This window comes from Bacillus sp. FSL R5-0434 (assembly GCF_038004745.1).
In the GTDB taxonomy this organism is placed as follows: Bacteria; Bacillota; Bacilli; order Bacillales; family Bacillaceae; genus Bacillus; species Bacillus halotolerans.
In genome coordinates this window covers 454,572-473,129 of record NZ_JBBORV010000001.1, presented here as the reverse complement: position 1 = coordinate 473,129, position 18,558 = coordinate 454,572, and the positions used below count along the sequence as shown (strand labels likewise).

19 protein-coding genes are annotated in these 18,558 nt (G+C 46.2%); 2 read left to right on the top strand and 17 right to left on the bottom strand.

Translation table 11 applies throughout. The features are described 5' to 3' along the window. Window positions 1–29: 29 nt before the first annotated feature. The 5 genes from amj to NYE43_RS02375 form a co-directional block, all read right to left on the bottom strand. Window positions 30–839, bottom strand: coding sequence for a lipid II flippase Amj (gene amj, locus NYE43_RS02395; protein WP_044161803.1), 810 nt, complete (start codon window positions 837–839; stop codon window positions 30–32). Between the two features lie 511 nt (window positions 840–1,350). Beyond that, entirely contained in the window at window positions 1,351–1,773 is a 423-nt protein-coding gene (locus tag NYE43_RS02390) for a pyridoxamine 5'-phosphate oxidase family protein (RefSeq protein WP_024120258.1), read from the bottom strand. A 77-nt stretch (window positions 1,774–1,850) separates the two neighbouring features. Then, on the bottom strand, window positions 1,851–2,402 hold the full coding sequence (locus tag NYE43_RS02385) for a GNAT family N-acetyltransferase (protein WP_185848271.1): 552 nt from the start codon (window positions 2,400–2,402) through the stop codon (window positions 1,851–1,853). 89 nt (window positions 2,403–2,491) lie between these two features. Continuing rightward, the gene (gene lyxE / locus NYE43_RS02380; protein WP_024120256.1) at window positions 2,492–2,995 is read right to left on the bottom strand and encodes a D-lyxose ketol-isomerase; all 504 of its coding nucleotides are present in this window, start codon (window positions 2,993–2,995) and stop codon (window positions 2,492–2,494) included. Between the two features lie 14 nt (window positions 2,996–3,009). Next, complete coding sequence (locus tag NYE43_RS02375) at window positions 3,010–3,870, bottom strand: SDR family oxidoreductase (RefSeq protein ID WP_106022297.1); 861 nt, start codon at window positions 3,868–3,870, stop codon at window positions 3,010–3,012. A gap of 152 nt (window positions 3,871–4,022) precedes the next feature. On the opposite strand from NYE43_RS02375, the gene NYE43_RS02370 reads away from it, so the two are divergent. Continuing rightward, window positions 4,023–4,619 (top strand): class I SAM-dependent methyltransferase, encoded by a 597-nt coding sequence (locus NYE43_RS02370; RefSeq protein ID WP_024120254.1) that lies wholly within the window; start codon window positions 4,023–4,025, stop codon window positions 4,617–4,619. 17 nt (window positions 4,620–4,636) lie between these two features. Here NYE43_RS02370 and NYE43_RS02365 read toward each other — a convergent pair whose 3' ends face one another. The 4 genes from NYE43_RS02365 to NYE43_RS02350 all read right to left on the bottom strand — a co-directional run bounded on the left by NYE43_RS02365 (window position 4,637) and on the right by NYE43_RS02350 (window position 11,640). Next, window positions 4,637–6,148, bottom strand: a complete 1,512-nt coding sequence (locus tag NYE43_RS02365) for a class I adenylate-forming enzyme family protein (RefSeq protein WP_185848272.1) — start codon at window positions 6,146–6,148, stop codon at window positions 4,637–4,639. Between the two features lie 210 nt (window positions 6,149–6,358). Further along, window positions 6,359–8,443, bottom strand: coding sequence for a BglG family transcription antiterminator (locus tag NYE43_RS02360; protein WP_185848273.1), 2,085 nt, complete (start codon window positions 8,441–8,443; stop codon window positions 6,359–6,361). Between the two features lie 190 nt (window positions 8,444–8,633). After that, window positions 8,634–9,536, bottom strand: coding sequence for an aldo/keto reductase (locus NYE43_RS02355; protein WP_095714100.1), 903 nt, complete (start codon window positions 9,534–9,536; stop codon window positions 8,634–8,636). A gap of 97 nt (window positions 9,537–9,633) precedes the next feature. Further along, window positions 9,634–11,640 (bottom strand): penicillin-binding transpeptidase domain-containing protein, encoded by a 2,007-nt coding sequence (locus tag NYE43_RS02350; protein WP_024120250.1) that lies wholly within the window; start codon window positions 11,638–11,640, stop codon window positions 9,634–9,636. 150 nt (window positions 11,641–11,790) lie between these two features. Here NYE43_RS02350 and NYE43_RS02345 point away from each other — a divergent pair, with 150 nt between their 5' ends. Next, a complete protein-coding gene (locus NYE43_RS02345; RefSeq protein WP_024120249.1) occupies window positions 11,791–12,081 on the top strand; it encodes an antibiotic biosynthesis monooxygenase family protein in 291 nt (96 codons plus the stop codon). Window positions 12,082–12,083: 2 nt separating this feature from the next. On the opposite strand, the gene NYE43_RS02340 is transcribed toward NYE43_RS02345, so the two are convergent. The 8 genes from NYE43_RS02340 to pxpA form a co-directional block, all read right to left on the bottom strand. Next, window positions 12,084–12,329 carry a YczI family protein gene (locus NYE43_RS02340; protein ID WP_010333057.1) on the bottom strand — a complete coding sequence of 82 codons (246 nt, stop codon included), beginning with the start codon at window positions 12,327–12,329 and terminating at the stop codon, window positions 12,084–12,086. Window positions 12,330–12,501: 172 nt separating this feature from the next. Continuing rightward, complete coding sequence (locus tag NYE43_RS02335; protein WP_185848274.1) at window positions 12,502–13,143, bottom strand: GDSL-type esterase/lipase family protein; 642 nt, start codon at window positions 13,141–13,143, stop codon at window positions 12,502–12,504. A gap of 63 nt (window positions 13,144–13,206) precedes the next feature. After that, on the bottom strand, window positions 13,207–13,959 hold the full coding sequence (locus NYE43_RS02330) for an IclR family transcriptional regulator (protein ID WP_185848275.1): 753 nt from the start codon (window positions 13,957–13,959) through the stop codon (window positions 13,207–13,209). A 16-nt stretch (window positions 13,960–13,975) separates the two neighbouring features. Continuing rightward, window positions 13,976–14,983: a 5-oxoprolinase subunit C family protein gene (locus NYE43_RS02325; protein ID WP_185848954.1), complete on the bottom strand. Its 1,008-nt coding sequence runs from the start codon at window positions 14,981–14,983 to the stop codon at window positions 13,976–13,978. Window positions 14,984–14,985: 2 nt separating this feature from the next. Then, window positions 14,986–15,708, bottom strand: coding sequence for a 5-oxoprolinase subunit PxpB (gene pxpB / locus NYE43_RS02320; protein WP_101860993.1), 723 nt, complete (start codon window positions 15,706–15,708; stop codon window positions 14,986–14,988). Between the two features lie 44 nt (window positions 15,709–15,752). Further along, window positions 15,753–16,544, bottom strand: coding sequence for a putative hydro-lyase (locus NYE43_RS02315; protein WP_260627289.1), 792 nt, complete (start codon window positions 16,542–16,544; stop codon window positions 15,753–15,755). Window positions 16,545–16,549: 5 nt separating this feature from the next. Then, window positions 16,550–17,764, bottom strand: coding sequence for an NRAMP family divalent metal transporter (locus NYE43_RS02310; protein WP_103671939.1), 1,215 nt, complete (start codon window positions 17,762–17,764; stop codon window positions 16,550–16,552). An 18-nt stretch (window positions 17,765–17,782) separates the two neighbouring features. Further along, window positions 17,783–18,550, bottom strand: coding sequence for a 5-oxoprolinase subunit PpxA (gene pxpA, locus NYE43_RS02305; RefSeq protein ID WP_185848276.1), 768 nt, complete (start codon window positions 18,548–18,550; stop codon window positions 17,783–17,785). Window positions 18,551–18,558: the final 8 nt, after the last annotated feature.

Here is an 18,558-nt window from a genome sequence, read left to right as displayed (position 1 = left end):
TGACCTTTTACCGGGTCAGCTTTTCGCTATCAAAACCATTTTGTCAGCCACGCGATATAATATGCGCCAGGGATAAACATAAGCTGGGCAAGAAGTGTGCCCGCCACCCTTGACGTCACCATTGTCACAGAGGTCCATTTCAAATAAATATAGCTTCGTTTTCCTTTTGCCACATCATCGGCAAGAACAGACACTTTCGGGTCAACAAAAATGGCCAGCAGCATCGTCGCAATCCCGTTGATTAAGCCTGATGCCATAACCGCCGTCGTGCTTCGCTCGGGTGCTAGGAGCCCTGCGTACAATGCGGAGAGCACGCCAATTGTATAAATGGAGGTGATCAGCATGTTGATGACAAACAGCCGTTTTGGAATCAAGCGCATGTGAAATCCCTTCAAATACGAAGCAGACGGCAGACGCAAATAGGAGCAGGCATTTTTAAATCCATTCTTAGAAAATCCTTTCCGAAAAACTTGTAAAACGGAGCCGCCCCCGCCCGCCAAGTGGATAATCGCACGTGAAAACAGGGCGACAAACGACGGGAGCAGGATAATGCCCACAATAGTCCCAACCGTCGAGCCAAAGATCAGGAACCGGAATTGCTCGCCTACGAGCGCCAGCGCGTTTTTTCCGGCATCGTCAATTAAGCGCCCCGTGAAGGGCTGCTGCACCATGTTCGACATTCTTGACACGATTACCATGACATTAAACAAGGAAAGCGCGGATGCGATAAACCCTACCCGGGCCCCTGAAAGCCTTGTGGCATAGGCAAGGGTCTCTATTGAGTGAATCAATAACAAAAAACAGAAAATAAAAACGACTTGTGTTGTAATGACATGCACAGTATTCTTTCCTCCAGTTTCATCCTAGTGATAAGACTGAAGGAAACAACGAGAAGTTTCATGTGTGATTTGTTTTTTTCACAATAAAAAACCGCCGGCTTACGCCGAGCGGTTTGTCTTATTCTTTTCTATACGCAAATAAAGATTATATTATCCGCCGATTCGGGCGGGTTCGATTCATGTAGCATTGTTCCGAAGAATCATTCTGGAAAGTAAACACCATGGAAATTTCTTGAACACAAGACAACGAAAGCCCTACCTCTCAATCGTCACTGCGGCTCCGAAGCCGCGCCGGTGTGAATTGTAAAACAAAAAAGTCTTTTTTCCATCTCATCGTTAGGGGCGATTTGTTATGAAGGAAAAGAATAAGGGCAGCTGGTTTGCTGCTTGTGAAGCGGTAAAAGCTTCTCTCTCAAAACAGAAAAAAGAAGTTTACTTTCTTTTTTATTTGCTTATTTTTCTTGCTTAGCTATTCATGATAACATATCGCCCCTGCAAATACAAACTTTTATTATAATTCGAGTGAGACTGGTGTTTTCTCTCCCGCATTCATTAGCCTGATATCTTCCGGTTCGATTTCAAGAATCACCAGATTCGGGTCATCCTTGCCGTCGAACCAGCGCTCCAATTTAGAACTCCAGATTTTGTCTTTCAATTCTGATGAATTGTTTATTTTTGCTTTTCCTGTGACTTCGACATACGCATCGCCAAAGCCTTCACAATCATAACCTAATAAAATGTGCACATTAGGGTTATTCTCAATTTCTTCAGCTTTATGAGTTTCTTTGCTTGTCGGTGTATAAATCGTCAGCCCGTCATGGAAGAAAGTCATGTAGCGGGAATGAGGTTTGCCCTTTTGAACCGTTGCGAGCGAACCTACTTTATGGTGATCTAGAACATCAAGCACTTTTTGTTTAATATCTTGCTGATTCATCTCGAATCACTCCTTTTTAACGTCTCCGCTGTTACTTTTCCACATCCGGGAACGATTTAAACAAGAAAATGCGCTCTTTATTTTTCTGCTTCCCATTCACGCTTTAACAAACTGTAATAGACGAGGTCGTGGAACTTGCCTTTAATGAATATGCCTTCCCTTGCTGTTCTTTCCTCTTGAAAGCCGAGACGCTCCGGGATCGCTCTGCTTTTGTGATTTCCGACAGCCGCGCAGATGGCAACCCGATTCAATTTCAGATCCTGAAAAGCATATGTGATGAGTGCCCGGCAGGCGGCAGTAATAATGCCTTTTCCTTCGTATTCCCCGTCAATCCAATAGCCAATCTCCGCTTTTTTATTCACTTGGTCAAGGTTATGCAGGCCAATCATACCGCACAAGCTGCCGTCATACAGAATCCCCGCTTCGATTCCGTTCATGTCAGCATACTGACGCCGCCAATTGGGAATGAGGGTTTCCCTGTACGTTTCGGCATCACTTGGATTTTCAGCCCAGAATAGCCATTCACTGATTCGCTGTTGGTTCTCATGAATAATCGCTGCCAGCCGATCCGCATCCTTTGGCTCTAATAACCGGATGGTAATGTGCTCGTTTACACTGCAGGTGAACATCTCCCTCGCCCTCTTTCCTTTTTTACCCATTATAACGGTGTTTCCGTTTTTTTCAATATAAAAAAGGATGGGCTTTTTAAGCCTCATCCTTAAATTCTAGGGTCGGTAAAGATATCGTGTTTGTCTGTGCTAGTCGAAGACATTTCCGTTACGACTGCGCCTTCCTCCCCGGCCTGGAACCAATGCTTCGTGTTCGGCGGAATTGTATATTGCCCGCCGGGTTCAAGCTCGATCTCATGCCAGACTGTATAGTATTCTCTATCCTCTTGAGGAGGAAGAACCTTTGGAAGCTGCGTTTTTTCTCCTTCAACATAAAGATACACTTTTCCGTAGCGGCAGCGGAAGGTCTCCTGCTTGCCTTCCTGCCCGTCAACCGGCGGATGGCGATGCTCCGGGCAAGTCTGTCCCGGAAACAGCACCAGTTCCTTTGAACAATAACGGTCTGTATTCACATAGACAAAGAGCTGGAGCCCGGATTTTCGTTCTTTTCCCAAGCCGTAGTCCATGAGCTGAATTTGTTCTACTTCATCATCCGTTAAGACAATACCGGCTTTTTGATAGTAGCTGTTTACTTCTTCTTTCGTGATGCTCATTTCCTCACTCCCTCTTACGTCGTCACAAAGTCTCCGCCATTTACATGCAGCGTTTGTCCTGTCATATAGGATGATTCATCTGATGCCAGCAGCACATAGCAGCCGACATGCTCAACAGGCTGACCCGGACGGCCCATCGGCGTATTTTGCCCAAATTGAGCGACTGTATCTTCTGAGAATGTAGACGGAATTAACGGTGTCCAGATTGGTCCCGGCGCTACCGCATTTACACGGATGCCGTCTTTGACAAGTGCCTGCGCCATTGTTCTTGTAAAGGCATTGATCGCGCCTTTCGTTGCCGTATAATCAATCAGCGTCGGATTACCGCGATAAGGGTTAATGGAAGTCGTATTGATGATCGCGCTGCCTGGTTTCATATAATCAATTGCTTTTTTAGTCAAATAAAATTGTGAATAAAAGTTTGTTTTGAATGTGCGGTGAAGCTGTTCGCTTGAAATATCTTTGATGCTTTCCTTCGGATGCTGCTCACCGGCATTGTTCACAAGGATATCCAGACGGCCGAGTTCATTGACTGTTTTTTCAACCGCTTCATTACAGAACTCCTCTTCGCCCACATCTCCGGAGATTAAGAGACATTTCACGCCCTCTTGTTCCACGCGTTTTTTGGTATCTTCAGCATCTCCGTGCTCATCCTTATATACAATGGCGATGTCAGCGCCTTCCTTTGCGTAAGCGACAGATACCGCACGTCCGATTCCGCTGTCACCGCCTGTAATGAGTGCGACTTTTCCTTTTAGTTTATCCGCACCTTTATAATGCTCGTACTCATATACCGGACTTGGGTTCATTTCGCTTTCGATTCCCGGCTGGCGATTTTGGGTTTGTGCCGGCAGTTCTTTTGGATAGTTTGCCATGATGATTCTCCTCCTTTGTTTTTCATGTCTATTTGTTGTGTACCTCGTGCATTCTCTGGGTAAACATGGATGAGCACCTTCGGAATGCTTTATCAGAAAAATGTTTCACATGAAACGCAAGGAGGAAAATGATGTGAAAAGGAGGTTGCTGAATGATTAACATGCTTTCTAAAAAATTCAGCAGACCGAAGGGGATGTTCGGCATACTTGCCGGATACATCATGGCTGCTGAAAATAAAACACTGAATCAGTGGACAATAGATCAGCTTGGATTAACACGCGGAGACCGCATTCTAGAAGTCGGTTTTGGACCAGGATACTGCATGAAGCAGATGCTGAAACGCGAAAAGAGTGTGCATATCCATGGGATTGATGTATCAGAGGCTATGCTGAAGCTGGCTGCACACAGATTAAAAACAGACCGTGTTCGCCTGATACAGGGCAGCATTGAAACGTTCCCCCTCCCCGCCGCGTATTACGATAAAGTCATTTCCGTTAACAACTACACGATTTGGAAAGACCAGCAAGAAGGCATCAAACAGATTTTTCAAGCATTAAAACCTGGCGGCAAAGCAGCCATTACGATGCAGCCCCGGGAAGCAGATGCCGGTCCCGAGAAAACTGAATCGTTCGGTAAACAGATGCTCGCTGACCTGAAAGCGGCAGGCTTCAAAGACATTGATATCCAATATAAAGACATTAAACCTGAGCTTTCAGTCTGTGCAACCGCAAAAAAGCCCGTCACATAAATGACGGGCTTTTTCTGTTATGAATGTACGGCTTGCTTGCGCAAGACATCTTTTTTCACTTTGCCGAGATTATTTTTCGGAAGTTCCTTTACGAATTCGATTTCAGGAATTTTGTAAGCGGACAAGCGTTCTTTACAGAATGCAATGACATCCGCTTCTGTTATTTCCTGAGTGCCGTTAGTGACGATAAAGGCTTTTGGTTTTTCTCCGTACAGCGGGTCTGGTATCCCGACCACTGCTGTTTCAAGGATGCCCGGGATCTGCTGGATGACTTCTTCAACCTGATCAGGATAGACATTGTCGCCTCCGTAAATAATGACATCCTTGTAGCGTCCGGTGATGAAGATAAAGCCGTCCTCATCCACGTAGCCTGAATCTCCGGTTCTGAACCAGCCGTTTTGCAGCACTTTTGCTGTCGCTTCAGGGTTTTCCTCATAGCCTTTAAATAAGAATGGGCTGTGCACCACGATTTCTCCGATTTCACCTTGCGGCAGCTCTTCTCTCGTCTCAGGATCTTCTACCTTGACTTGAACATCAGCAACGGGTTTACCGGCAGAGGCCGCTTTATCCATTCCCATTTCAGGAACCCATGTGCTGATTCCCCAAGCTTCTGTGCTTCCGTAACCGTGAGCGAGCTGGATGCCGATATCAAGATACCGCTGAATCAGGCTGCTAGGCACTTTTGTTCCGCCTGTCATCAAAATGATGAGCGAGGACAGATCGGTTTGATGTTCTTCCCACGCCTCAAGCAAATATGTGTAAAACACAGGAAGGGCCATAATGGTTTGAATTTTTTCTTCTTCAATGACCTTCAGCATACAAACGGGATCTTGATCCTTTGTAAAAATAAACGTGGTTCCCGCAAACGTTCCAAGCATGATACAAATAAGCGCGCTTGTATGATAAATCGGGTGGCACGCAAGAAAACGCAGATTTTTCATTCGTGCGCTTGAGCTATTTGACTTTGATACGTAATTGTATATACCGCCATGGGTGATCATGCATCTTTTCGGATTTCCTGTTGTCCCTGACGTAAACATCAGAAGCGCTGTATCATCCGGAGAAACTGTTTCTGCTTCCGGCAAATGATCAGGTCCTGCAAAAAGCGCTTCAAACACTGGAGACGTCTCATACGCTGTTCCTGTTTCCATGATCAAACGCACAGAAGACAGCTCAGGCAGCACTTCATCCATTATCTCTTTAAATTCCGTTCCGTAAAACAATGCTTTCGGTTCACTTGCTTTTAAAATGCCTGTCATCTCGTATGGTTTCAGCTGCCAGCTGACGGGCACTACAACGGCCCCGATTTCAAGTGCGGCAAACATAATGGTTGATGCGGGGTGGCCATTTTTGCAAAGCAATGCCACACGGTCGCCTTTTTGAATTCCTTTTTGAAGCAGAGCATTCGCCAGCTGATTGATCCGTTTGTGATATGCTGCATATGTCAGTGTGTGGGCTCCGCTTTTTACAGCTTCTATTTCTTCGCTATTCGGCATGTCATGCAGAATCAGATGCTGTAATGTTTCCATATTGTCATCTCCTATATTCTCTTGAATCTTCAATAATTTGTTAGATTATCTTCCTTACCTCACCCATTTTAACCCAAAAAAGATAACTTGTAAAACTATTTCATTTTGGAATTATTCCATTACAGAATGATAAAATAGTCCCGCATTTTTTTATTTTGTGCTGCATCCATACAAAAACACACGCCTTTTTTTGGCGTGTGAAATAGATGATTACGGGATGTTTTTTTCTTTCATCCATGTGAAAAAGATGCGGTTTAAACGCTGATACAGTTCTCGTTCCCCTTCCTCCTGAAAGCCCGCCATGCTTTCTCCGCTTTCAATAATGGCAGAGCTGATCGCACTCAAAATCTCTGAGCCTTCAGCTGATAATGTGGCCGGCGCCATCATGACGAGAATTCTTGTCATATCGAGGGTATTTCCGTCCATGCCATTAACTTCAAAAGATGTGCTGAGGTCATACATTTTGAAAAAAGGCAGGACGATATGATCATTTTTGAGATGATAAAGCGCCATGTTTGTACCCGGTATGCCCAATCCCCCTTGTTTTTCGCGTTCTGCAAGGCAATCCGCCGCTTTTTTCGGATCTCGGATGAGGCCATCCTTTTTCAGCTGTTGAAAAAGCTCAAACAGCAGCATGCCGTGATCCGGCTTTGTTTTCATTTCAGTGAGTGAAAAATGGCGCAAGACGTCTTGAATCACCGCCATGTATCGTCCCACGCTTTCCGCCGCTGCCAGCATGTCAGGGATGTCGGCTTGCCGCGTCTCTTCCTTCGGGCTTCTTTTTTTCTCAAGAATGAGCGGGATTTTCCGCTTGATATACTGCTTTACCTGGTTTGCGTCTTCCTCATTTAAAAGCGGGCTGACCATAATATAGTCGATGTTTTGATAAGGGATCGGCACAGTGGACACAATCATATCATAGGCATGAGTGTCGCGGTCCTTCAGCTCGATCAGTGATGACATATCAAACGATTCAATTTCAGGCAGCTCTTTCTTCAATCTCGAAGCAAGCATTTTCGAAGAACCGATTCCGCTTGAGCAGACAACAAGCGCTTTCACTTTTGCTTCTTCTTTTTTGATTTCAAGTGCTGAACCGAAGTGAAGAACGATAAAGGCGATTTCATCATCAGAAAAGGACATGTCCGGGAAGAATTTTTCCACGCCCTCTTCTATCGCCATATACAGCAGAAAATAATCACGCTTGATCTGTTCCTTCATTGGATTATAGATGTCGATGTTTTCTTTCATGCGGCTGATGGCCGGCTCCAAATGGGCAATCAAACCTTCATATAAAGAGTAGTTTTTCGTCAGATCCATTCTGATTTTTTCTGAAATAAAAGCGATCAGCCGTTTTGTTTGCAAGGCTGTTTCAAGCTCTATTTCCTGCGCTCTGTATTCTGTTTTGTATTTGCGGTTGGCGCTTCGCAGATGGATCGTAATATAGCCGACCTCCGCTTCCGGGATCGTTACGCCGAAAGCACGTTCAAGCTCGCCCGCGATTTCCAGAGCGGAGCTGTATTCTTTAGCACTCTTGAGTTCATCAAGCTCGCTCTCTTCCATGCTGATCGTCTCGCCCAGTTTAATGCGTTCGATCGCAAACGTCAGATGAACGACAAGCGCTATATAGGAGCTGTCAGATAGAGAAAATGCGATTTTTTCTTTCAGCTGGAATAAAATCCGCTCCATTTTTAACAGCTCGCCTTTGCTGACAACCCCGAACATCTTCTCGGTGGAATCAGCTTTTCCTTTAATGTTTAATTCAACCGCTTCCAAAAACATTTGGATATCGAGGCGGTTCACAATCAGATTGCCGACAATTTTTCGTTTCGCGTTCTCCGGCCCCATCAGCTGGATGCCAAAGCCTCTTTTTCGGATCAGTGTTAACCCGAACGGAGAAATCCATTTCTCCAGCTCATCTAAATCGTAGCTGACCGTAGCATTGGTGACCTGCAGATCATGAGCGAGCGTGTACAGCTTCACCGGTTCTTGGGACTCCAATAGCGAACAGAGAATCAGCAGTTTTCGTTCGTCGGCGCTGTATTCATGCTGTTCATGTGACAGCTCGGTGAGCAGCTTTTGTTTATCTTCGGGACTTCCTACCGCCTTCAAGCCTTTGCCGGGCTGTTTATCGAGCTTGAGCCCCACAGTCTCCATCAGCGGCTTGATTGATTTCAGCTCCCTGTGAATGGTTCTGGTGCTCACTTCCATCAGCTCAGCCAGCTCCGTTACGGTTACATATCGGTTCAGTAGTAATAAATGCTTTAAAAGCTTTTGTTCTCTTGCAGTCATATACATAAAAAGGCCTCCAGACATTCGTGATGTGCGGATGAAGTCGCATGGAGATATAGGAAGAGGAAAAAAAGAGGGTTTCTATATTAATATAAAACGCTTTCAAACAGGATTCAATCACTTATAAATGGGAATTTGGCACTAAGCGGTGTGACAATATTGAAAAAGCATCAGCCGTTATGCTGATGCTTTTTCTTTATGGTATATCGTGGCCTTGTACGGCTGTATAAATACGGAACCACTGATCCTGATCAAGCTTATACGCCAAGGCGTTTACCGCGGCGGAAATACGCTCGCGTTTTCCGCTTCCGACAATCGGCATGATGCCGGCCGGATGCGTGAACAGCCATGCGTACATCACCTCGTCCAATGAGGCAGCACCGATTTCAGCCTGAACAGTTTCAAGCGCCGTACGAATGCGCCGATCTTTTTCCGTGTTTCCGGCGAATACTTTACCGCCTGCAAGCGGCGACCAGGCCATCGGAGAAATCCGTTTTTCCTGACACAGGTTCAATGTGCCGTCCTGAATATTTTCTAATTCATATGCGGAAAGCTCAATCTGATTGGTGACAAGCTTTTCAGGCAGATACGATTCCAGCATCCGATATTGATGGCCTTTAAAGTTCGACACACCGAAATATCTGACCTTCCCGGAGCTTTTCAGCGCATGAAACGCCTCAGCCACTCCTTCCGGGTCCATGAGCGGGTCCGGTCTGTGAATCAGCAGCACATCGATATAATCCGTTCTGAGATTCAAAAGCGACTGTTCAACAGACGCGAGAATGTGTGTTTTGCTTGTATTATAATGGTGCGATCTGTGAGCAGGGCGTTCAGGTGATTCAAGAACGATGCCGCATTTTGTGACCAGCTCTATGTTTTCCCTTAATCCGGGTGAAAGAGCAAGAGCATTTCCAAACCCTTTTTCGCACGTGTAGCCCCCGTAAATATCCGCATGATCAAAGGTAGTGATGCCTTGATCGACACACCACTCAATGAGACTGAGCAGCTCAGCGTCTGAATAGTTCCATTCATTCAGACGCCAAAGCCCGTGTATCACTCTTGAAAATTGAAGATCCTCCGCCAAATGAATACGCTGCATGCAAAATCCCTCTTTTCTTTATAAACCGGGTTTTTGCCCCTTACTAGATCATTCGGCCTCAGACGCCCTTTTTCCTTTCACTCCCGTTAAAAAGGTTTTATTTCGATTGAAATTGCTTTTTTGCTTTTTCGACTACGTAGTGGCTGCCGCCATGATCTTGAACATTTTGAATCATCATTGCGACAAGCAGGTCTTTGTTTTTATAGTCATAGCCGACGAACCAGCCATTTTCGGTGCCGTCTTTATCATCCTTTGATTTTTTCAGCTCGGCTGTTCCCGTTTTTCCAGCGACAGTGATTCCTTTTACGACAGGCTGATACGCTGACCCGCGCTCATCTTCGACTACGCCTTTCAAACCTTTTGTAATATCGGCGGCTCCTTCTTTTGTGAGCACTTGTTTGTGCCAGACATCAGCGGTTTGTGAGTCTTTCTTGATAAGCGTCGGTTTCACGAGGTCTCCATTATCGACAAATGGCGTGTAAGCTGCCGCTAGGTGAAGCGGAGACATCTGCATTTGTCCCTGTCCGTAGCCTGTATCCGCAAGCAAAATGTCTGAGTCAAGCTTGTCGTTTGCGATTGACGATTGCTGGACTGGGAATTCAAATGGAATATCCTCTGCAAACCCAAATGTTTTCATGCCTTTTGTAAAGGTGTCCGCTCCCATATCAAGCGCGTTTTGCGCAAAGTAAATATTGTCTGACGTGATCAGGGCATGTTCCAAATCCACTTGCTCTAAGCTGTCAGACACTCGTGTAACAGAATAGCCGCCCCAGCTTGAATCTTTCTGCCACTGTTTCCCTTTGATAGTTTTCTTCTCTGCGGCTTTAAGCGTGCCGTTTTTCAGGCCGATAGCAGCAGCGATCGGTTTAATCGTGGATCCTGGTGCATATGTTTTGTTGAATTTCGCTGAAAACGGATTGTTTTTGTCTTCGTTTAGTTTTTTCCATTCTTTATCGCTCCATCCGAAGATAAATCCGTTTGGATCGTAAGAAGGCGCGCTGACAAGAGCCAGTGTTTCACCTGTCTGCGGCTGCAGTGCGACTGCCGCCCCGCTGTCATCCTTCAGCTCGTCATAAAGCTTTGTTTGCGTTTTGATATCAATTGTGAGATGTAAATCCTCACCGTCTTTCGCTTTCGTTTCAGCGATGACTTCGCCGGTTTGCGGAACGTAGATTTTCCATCCTGTTGTGCCTCTGAGCTTATCTTCATACACATTTTCAAGACCTGCGATTCCGATGTTTGACGTATCGCTGTATGTTCCGTCTTTCTTTTTCTTCAGTTCTTCCGCCGTAATCGCGCGAACGTAGCCTGTCAGATGAGCTGTTTTTTCGCCATACGGATAATAGCGCGAGCTGACATTTGTTCTTGTGACGCCTTTTAATGACGTCACTTCAGACACTAACTTTTCTTCGTCCGGTTTTACTTTTTTGACCGGCACGAATGAATCATCTTTGACCCAGCTTTGTTTCAGCTTCTGGTTGATGTCATCTTCAGTTACATCCAGTTTTTTCGCGAGCTCTTTTATGACTTTCTCTTTTTTATCGCCAAGTTCTCCGGGAATAATTCCGATTTCCGGAACATCTGTGTTGACGGCTAAGCCTTTCCCGTTTTTATCGTAGATTTGGCCGCGTTTCGGTTCAATGCTGGCGATTTGAACGGTTTTGTCATCAGCCAGCTGCTTGAAAATAAACGATGGGTCCCAATCTATATTCCATGACTCCTCATCATCTGTTTTTTCTTTTTTCAGCACAGCGGTATTTTTAAAGCTGACTTTGCCCGCATTTGTGTCCATGCTGACTTTGTATGGGATGTGCTTCATCGTTTTATTGTCTTTATCATCCTCGTCCACTTTTCCCGCAGTGACTTTCAGATTTTTTACGCCTGCCTGCTCATAGATGGTTTTATATCTGCTGACGAAATCCTTTTTGGAGATTTCTTTTTTTACATCTTTGGTCAGGCTTTGATACATGTCATCGAATTGCTGATCGTTCCACTGTTTTACGAATGCTTCCATTCGGTCCTCTGGTGAATCTGTTTTGGAGCATCCGATTAATCCGATCAGCCCGATACATAGAAATAATAGTAGAATACACTTTTTACACATGACTTTCCCCTGCCTTCCACTTGTTATTTTCTCTTAAATGAATTAGTACGTGCAAGATCTTTTTGAAAATGAAGGAAAAGGTTCATCGTTTTTGCAGAAATCTCCTTTCGTTTCCTGTAAACTATTTGAAAAGAGGAAAGAAGGGATCACATGGTCAGAGAAGCAGCTATGCTTCATATTAAAGAGGGGCTTGAACAAGAATTTGAGGACGCGTTCCGGCTGGCGGCGCCGATCATTGCCGGAATGAAGGGCTATATCACACATTCTTTATCAAAATGTATGGAAGAAACACATAAGTACCTGCTGCTCGTAGAGTGGGAAACGCTTGAGGACCACACTGAAGGCTTTCGCGGGTCTTCCGAGTACAAAGAGTGGAAAGCCTTGCTGCATCGGTTCTATACGCCGTTCCCGACGGTTGAGCATTTTCTGGATGTATCATAGATTTATATCATATAAAGCGTAAAACCGATGAGAGAAACAGACCAAACGAAAACGGCAGTATAGATGTTAAATGCTCCTGAGCTGTCGTTTTCTTTTTTGCGTTCTTCAAGCCCCTGAATAAACATGACAGCGCCCAGGAAAACGAGCATGACAGATTGGATAACAGAGGTGTGTTCCGTATAGTTAAAAGCGATAAGCGCCAGTATGATAATGATAACCGCAAAAGACATTTTAAAAATGCGAAACAAAAGGACCATCCTTCCTTATATACGAAATATTGAGCGTTATGCCTATATTTGCCTTTGCCCTCCATTATTCTAGCGCACTTTTTTTGTATATAGAACATGAGACGGGGAAATTTAAGTTTCTTTTAATATTTGAATTCATATAAAAAAACGCGCCAGTGATCAGGCGCGTTTTCTATGAAACTGATAATTCTCGATAACCTATTCCTCGGAGCACTTCGGCCATTGCCTGATAGCCGCTGCTATTCGGATGGACACCGTCGAAAGACAGGTATTCCTGCTCTTTCCCTTTAAAGACACTGTAAACGTCAGCGATTTTAACATGAGGTGCTGTTGCCAGCGTTTTCAAATGCGAATTAAATGAAGTAATCCATTGATCAGCAATGCCAATGCTGGGAAACGGGTTGTATAAATTAAAAACACGGATGGCGTAAGGTGATGGATCTGACCCTTTGATATTGGCGATATGGGCAATCATCTTTTCAAAATTCTCATGACAATGCGCGGACGCACGGCTGAAAATCGTTTCATCCTGAGAAGATTGATAGGATAATACAGATTCAATGAGATCATTTCCGCACCCTGTGATCGTAATCATATCAGCGGCTTGAATTTGTTTTTGAACATAGGGATATGACAGGAGCCCGAGGATTTCCTCTGTATCAAGACCGGATTTGGCGAAAACCGATACGGCTGTTTTTGATTTCAGATCGGCTTCCATCATGTCTCTGAAGCGCTGGACAAATCCTGCAGAAAACAGCCCAGAGCCTCTCCCCGTCGTTAAAGAATCTCCGAGCGCTGTATACTGAAGCACCATGATCTTTCCTCCACTCATGAACGTCGATACGTTAATGTACGCAGCAGAGAAAAGATCGGCTACTTATGGATACCCTATTTTTCTGGAAATCTGCAAAGCGGCTTGTTTTACTCTTTCCGTTAAATACGGCAGCCTGTCTTCTGTAAATCTCGCTTCAAACCCTGCAATACTGATGCCGGCCGCCACCTGGTGATGATGGTTAAAAATCGGCGCGCCAATAGCGGCCGTATAGTTTTCGAGTTCTGAATAGCTGACGGTATAGCCGTTTTGCACTGAGGCCTCAATGGCCTCAAGAAGCTTTGACGGATCTGTCATGGTCCCTGAACCGATCGGAATGAGCTCTGTCTGTTTGATGTACGCTTCAATTTCTTCACGGGGCAGAAAGGACAAAATGCTCCGGGCACATGCCCCGGCGTACAGAGGAGAACGCCGGCCGATTGCAGTGTAGAGGCGAACGGTTTGTGTCCCTTCAATCTTCTCCACGTAGATCGCTTCATTTCCGTCCCTCATGATCAAATGAACGGCTTCATCTACTTCACGGCAAAGCTCTTCCATCACAGGCTTGGCTATTTTTCTGATATCGAGTCTGTCCGCGACAAGCTGTCCGAATTCCAAAAACACCAGTCCCAGCGTATAAACGCCGGATGGGTCTCGATTGATGAACCCCATTTCTTCCAGTGAGCTGACCATTCGGTGAACAGAGGTTTTCGGCATTCCTGACAGGGAAACGAGTTCGCTTAAAGTAAGGCTTGGTTCATGCAAAAACAAATTGAGCAACGCCATAGATTTCACTACGGTTTTGTTTTTATTCTGCATCATTCCATCCCCTTTGTTATGTCAGCCATTCCATTTTCATTCTTGTTTTCAGTTCTTTTAAATGCGCTTCCCGTTCAATGAAAAGCGCTTCCGCTTCCTGAAGGGATACAGGCTCAAATTGGACGTGCTCGCCCGGCATGATTTGCGAGGCAATCGGAAGATCAGCTGAAATGATGTGAGCGATCCTCGGATAACCTCCCGTCGTCTGCCGGTCTGCAAGCAGGATAATCGGATTGCCGTCAGGCGGCACCTGAACTGTTCCAAATGTAACCGCCTCTGACACCATCTCAAGCGGCGCCTTCAATTGAAGCGGTTCCCCTTTGAGCCTGTAGCCCATACGATCGGACTGCGGAGTGACACGAAACGTTTCTTCATAAAACCGCGTTTTCGATTCTTCTGTGAAAAAAGAGAATTGTTTTCCTTCCAGCACTCGGATCACCGGATTCTTTTTTAACGGCAGAAATCTGTATCGGCTGACTGACCAATTCGGCGCCGCAAATCCTCGCTGGCCAAGGTGTTGGCTCAAGCGGGAGACGATGGTTTTCGAAAGAGATGACATCTCTCCGATCGGCAGTTCATCTTCCTTCTGAAGCGCTCTTCCGTGAAATCCGCCGATGCCCGCTCTGACATACGTGCTTTTGCTTTCCATCACAGCAGGTACATTGAAGCCGCCGGCTGTCGCCAAATAAGCGCGGCTGCCGAGTTTGCAGGGGCCGAAGGTGACCGTGCTGTTTCCCTTAACGAGCACAGGTTTCCAAAGAGGCGCTTCCTCATCATTCACACGCAGGGTAAAGTCCGCTCCTGTTACGGCAATCAGCATTGGTTCTGACACATAAAGCGACGGGCCGGGACCCATCAGCGTAATTTCAAGGCCGGCTTCTTTTTCGCTGTTTCCGATCAGCAGATTTGCGATTCGAAGCGATACCGTGTCCATGGCGCCGCTTGCCAGCACGCCGTATTTTTGATACCCCGTTCTGCCTATATCCTGAACCGTTGTGAGCAGTCCGGGCTTTAACACTTTCATGCTCAATTGGACTCCTCCTTATAGGCGTGATAGTCATCCTCTGAGATGCGGACAAATGTAACAATATCTCCTGCTCTTAATAACGTTGGCGGGTTTTCCTGCGGCCGGAATAGAGCCAGCGGCGTTTTGCCAATCAGCTGCCAGCCGCCCGGTGTCGAAATCGGATAAACGCCTGTTTGCAGTCCCGCAATTCCGACTGAACCGGCGGGAATCGATGGTCTTGGCGATGATTTCCTTGGAGCTGCAATGCGTTTGGACATCCCGCCTAAGAAAGGAAACCCCGGTGCAAAGCCCAGCATATACACCACATATTCACCGCCTGTATGAATCTCAATGACCTCTTCGGGTGTGAGATGATTGATCTTCGCCACCTCTTCTAAATCAGGCCCGAATTCACCGCCATAGCAGACGGGAATTTCAACGATGCGACGGCTGCTTTCATAATCAGCCGTTAATTCTCCGAGCCGCTCATGAATATCGCGTTTCACCTTCTCAAAAGGCGAGCTGATGCCTTGAGGCAAATGCTTATACACTTCATACATATCATAAAATACGGTAAGACTCGTAAAAGCCGGGATACATTCAATGAATCCCGGAAACGGCTGTTCTTCTATATAAGCGGCAGCGGCATGGACAAGACCGTTTACTTGCTCGCTAATTTCTTCTCCAAATCGGATCATCATTGCAGAATCACCGAGCTGTTCGATTTGTAATCGTTCAGTCATCTTTCTCACCTCGTTTATTTCTCGTTCATCAGGAGGACGAGAGGTTACAGCACCGCAAGCGACTCGTCTCGAATATCTGTGATGAGCATATGTCCCGGCGCATGTGTGATGACCATTTCAGGTTTTACATTCATAGCCACAGCTTGCGGAGTTACCCCGCATGCCCAAAATAGAGGAACCTCGCCTTCACGAACAGAAACGGCATCCCCAAAATCTGGATTGCTCAAATCCTGTATGCCGATCGCTTTTGGATTGCCGATATGAATCGGTCCTCCGTGCACAGCCGGAAAACGCGAGGTTACCTGTGCGGCACGTACAGCGAGCCGTTCAGGAACCGGTCTCATACTGACAACCATCTGTCCATGAAACGGCCCCGCCGGAACACAATCTATATTCGTTTTGTACATTGGAACGTTCGTCCCCTCGTCGATATGTCTGACGGGTATTCCATGATTGATCAGCGCTTGTTCAAAAGAGAAACTGCATCCGATCAGAAAGCCGACAAAATCGTCCTCCCAGTATGGCGTAATATCAGATATCTCATCTGTCAAAACACCGTGCCTGTATACACGGTATTTTGGAAAATCCGTTCTGATATCCGCATCTGGCGCTGCAAGCGACGGCACAGGCGAACCGGATTCCGTCACATCCAGCACCGGACAGGGTTTTGGATTCCGCTGGCAAAACAGCAGAAAGTCAAATGCCAGATCTTTTTTCAAAATCACAAGGTTCGCTTGAGCATAGCCGCCGGACATTCCGGCAGTCGGCCCGTTTATTTTCCCCTCTCGTATAAACGCGCGCACATCTCTTGGCGCCATCTTGTTTAAATGATCCACTCTTATCAGCTCCACAATTGAGGAAGTTGTGTAAATAACGTGTAGACGCCCATAATCGCCATGACGATGACAACCAGGGCACCTGAGCCTGTCAGCCAAAGCGGATGCTTATAATCACCGACAATGTTTTTCTTATATGCAGCAATAAGCAGCGTTCCAAGCGCAATCGGCAGAATCAAACCGTTCAGAGATCCGACAAGCACGAGAATTTTTGCCGGTTGTCCGATGGTAACGAAGGCTAATGTAGAAACGACAATAAATCCGATAATAATGCCGCGTGAATTCTTTTCAATTTTTGGAGAAAAGGTTTTAAAAAACGAAACAGATGTATAAGCGGCTCCGATAACAGACGTAATGGCCGCTGACCACATGATCAATCCGAAAATTTTATAACCGACATTTCCCGCTGCCAGCTGGAACACAGAGGCCGCCGGGTTACTTTCGTCAATGTGCAGGCCTTTTGAAACAACGCCGAGCACAGCTAAGAAAAGGGCGATCCGCATGATGGATGTAATTAAAATGCCGATAACTGAGCTTTTTGTCACCTGGGGGATGGATTCCTTGCCTTTAATCCCTGCATCAAGCAAACGATGTCCGCCGGCAAATGTGATATATCCCCCGACGGTTCCGCCGACTAATGTGACAATTGCAAATATACTGATATGTTCAGGGACAAACGTGTTAGCCACAGCCTGTCCGACCGGCGGCGCTGTGGTGACCGCAACAAAGACAGTTAAAATAATCATGACAAAACCCGCGATTTGCGTAAAACGGTCCATCGCTTTTCCTGCTTCCTTGATGACAAAAATCAGAATGGCGATGACGGCGCTGATTAAGGCGCCTGTTTCTGGTGTAATGCCGAACAAGACTTGAAGTCCGAGCCCAGCCCCTCCGATATTCCCGATATTAAAGGCAAGTCCGCCAAGCACGACGAGAATTGCGATGACATATCCCAGTCCGGGAAGCACCATATTCGCAATCTCCTGGCCCCTTTTTCCTGAGACCGCAATGATGCGCCATACGTTGGTTTGAGCGAAGATATCCAAAATAATAGAAATTAAAATAACAAAACCGAAGCTTGCTGCGAGTGTGTTTGTGAATGTTGCGGTTTGTGTCAGGAATCCCGGGCCGATTGCTGATGTCGCCATTAAGAAGGCGGCCCCCATCAGCAATGACCAGCTGCCCGTTTTTTTCCCTGCTGTTTTTTTCTGCTGCTCCATCTATTTTCCTCCTTCTGATTACTTCTGCGCTGAAATAGCAGTCATTTCAATTCCGGCCGCTTTGAGCTCTTTTCTGATTTTTTGCGCAAATGTCAGCGCGTGGGCTCCATCTCCATGAATGCAAACTGTATCTGCTTTTAATGACACATCATGTCCTTGCTGAGATTTGACCGTCCCTTCTTTCACCATTTTGATCACCTGAGTGACGGCGGCATCATCGCTTTCAATGAGTGCGTCCGGCTGGGAGCGCGGCGTGAGCGTCCCGTCCGCTTGGTATGTTCTGTCGGCGAACACTTCACTTGCTGTTTGAAGCCCGATCCGTTCTCCCGCTTTTACAAGCTCGCTCTCAGCAAGGCCGAAAAGAATCAGTCCTGGATCGACCTTGTAGACAGCTTTTGCAATGGCGTCCGATAGCTTCTGATCGACTGCGGCCATATTGTACAAAGCGCCGTGCGGCTTGACGTGCTGCATGTGAAGTCCTTCCGCTTTTAAAAACCCTGACAAGGCGCCAATTTGATAAACCACAAGATCATATGCTTCCTCTGGAGAAATCGCTATATTTCGGCGGCCGAAGCCGAGCAAATCCGGGAGTCCCGGGTGAGCGCCGATTTTTACGCCTTTTTCAGCAGCAAGGGCAACTGTTTTCCGCATGACACTTGGATCCCCTGCATGAAATCCGCATGCGACATTCGCTGAAGTAACAAACGCTAAAATATCTTGATCAAGACCTATCGTATAGGCTCCGAAGCTTTCCCCTAAATCACAATTTAAATCAACTTGAAACACAGAATCCC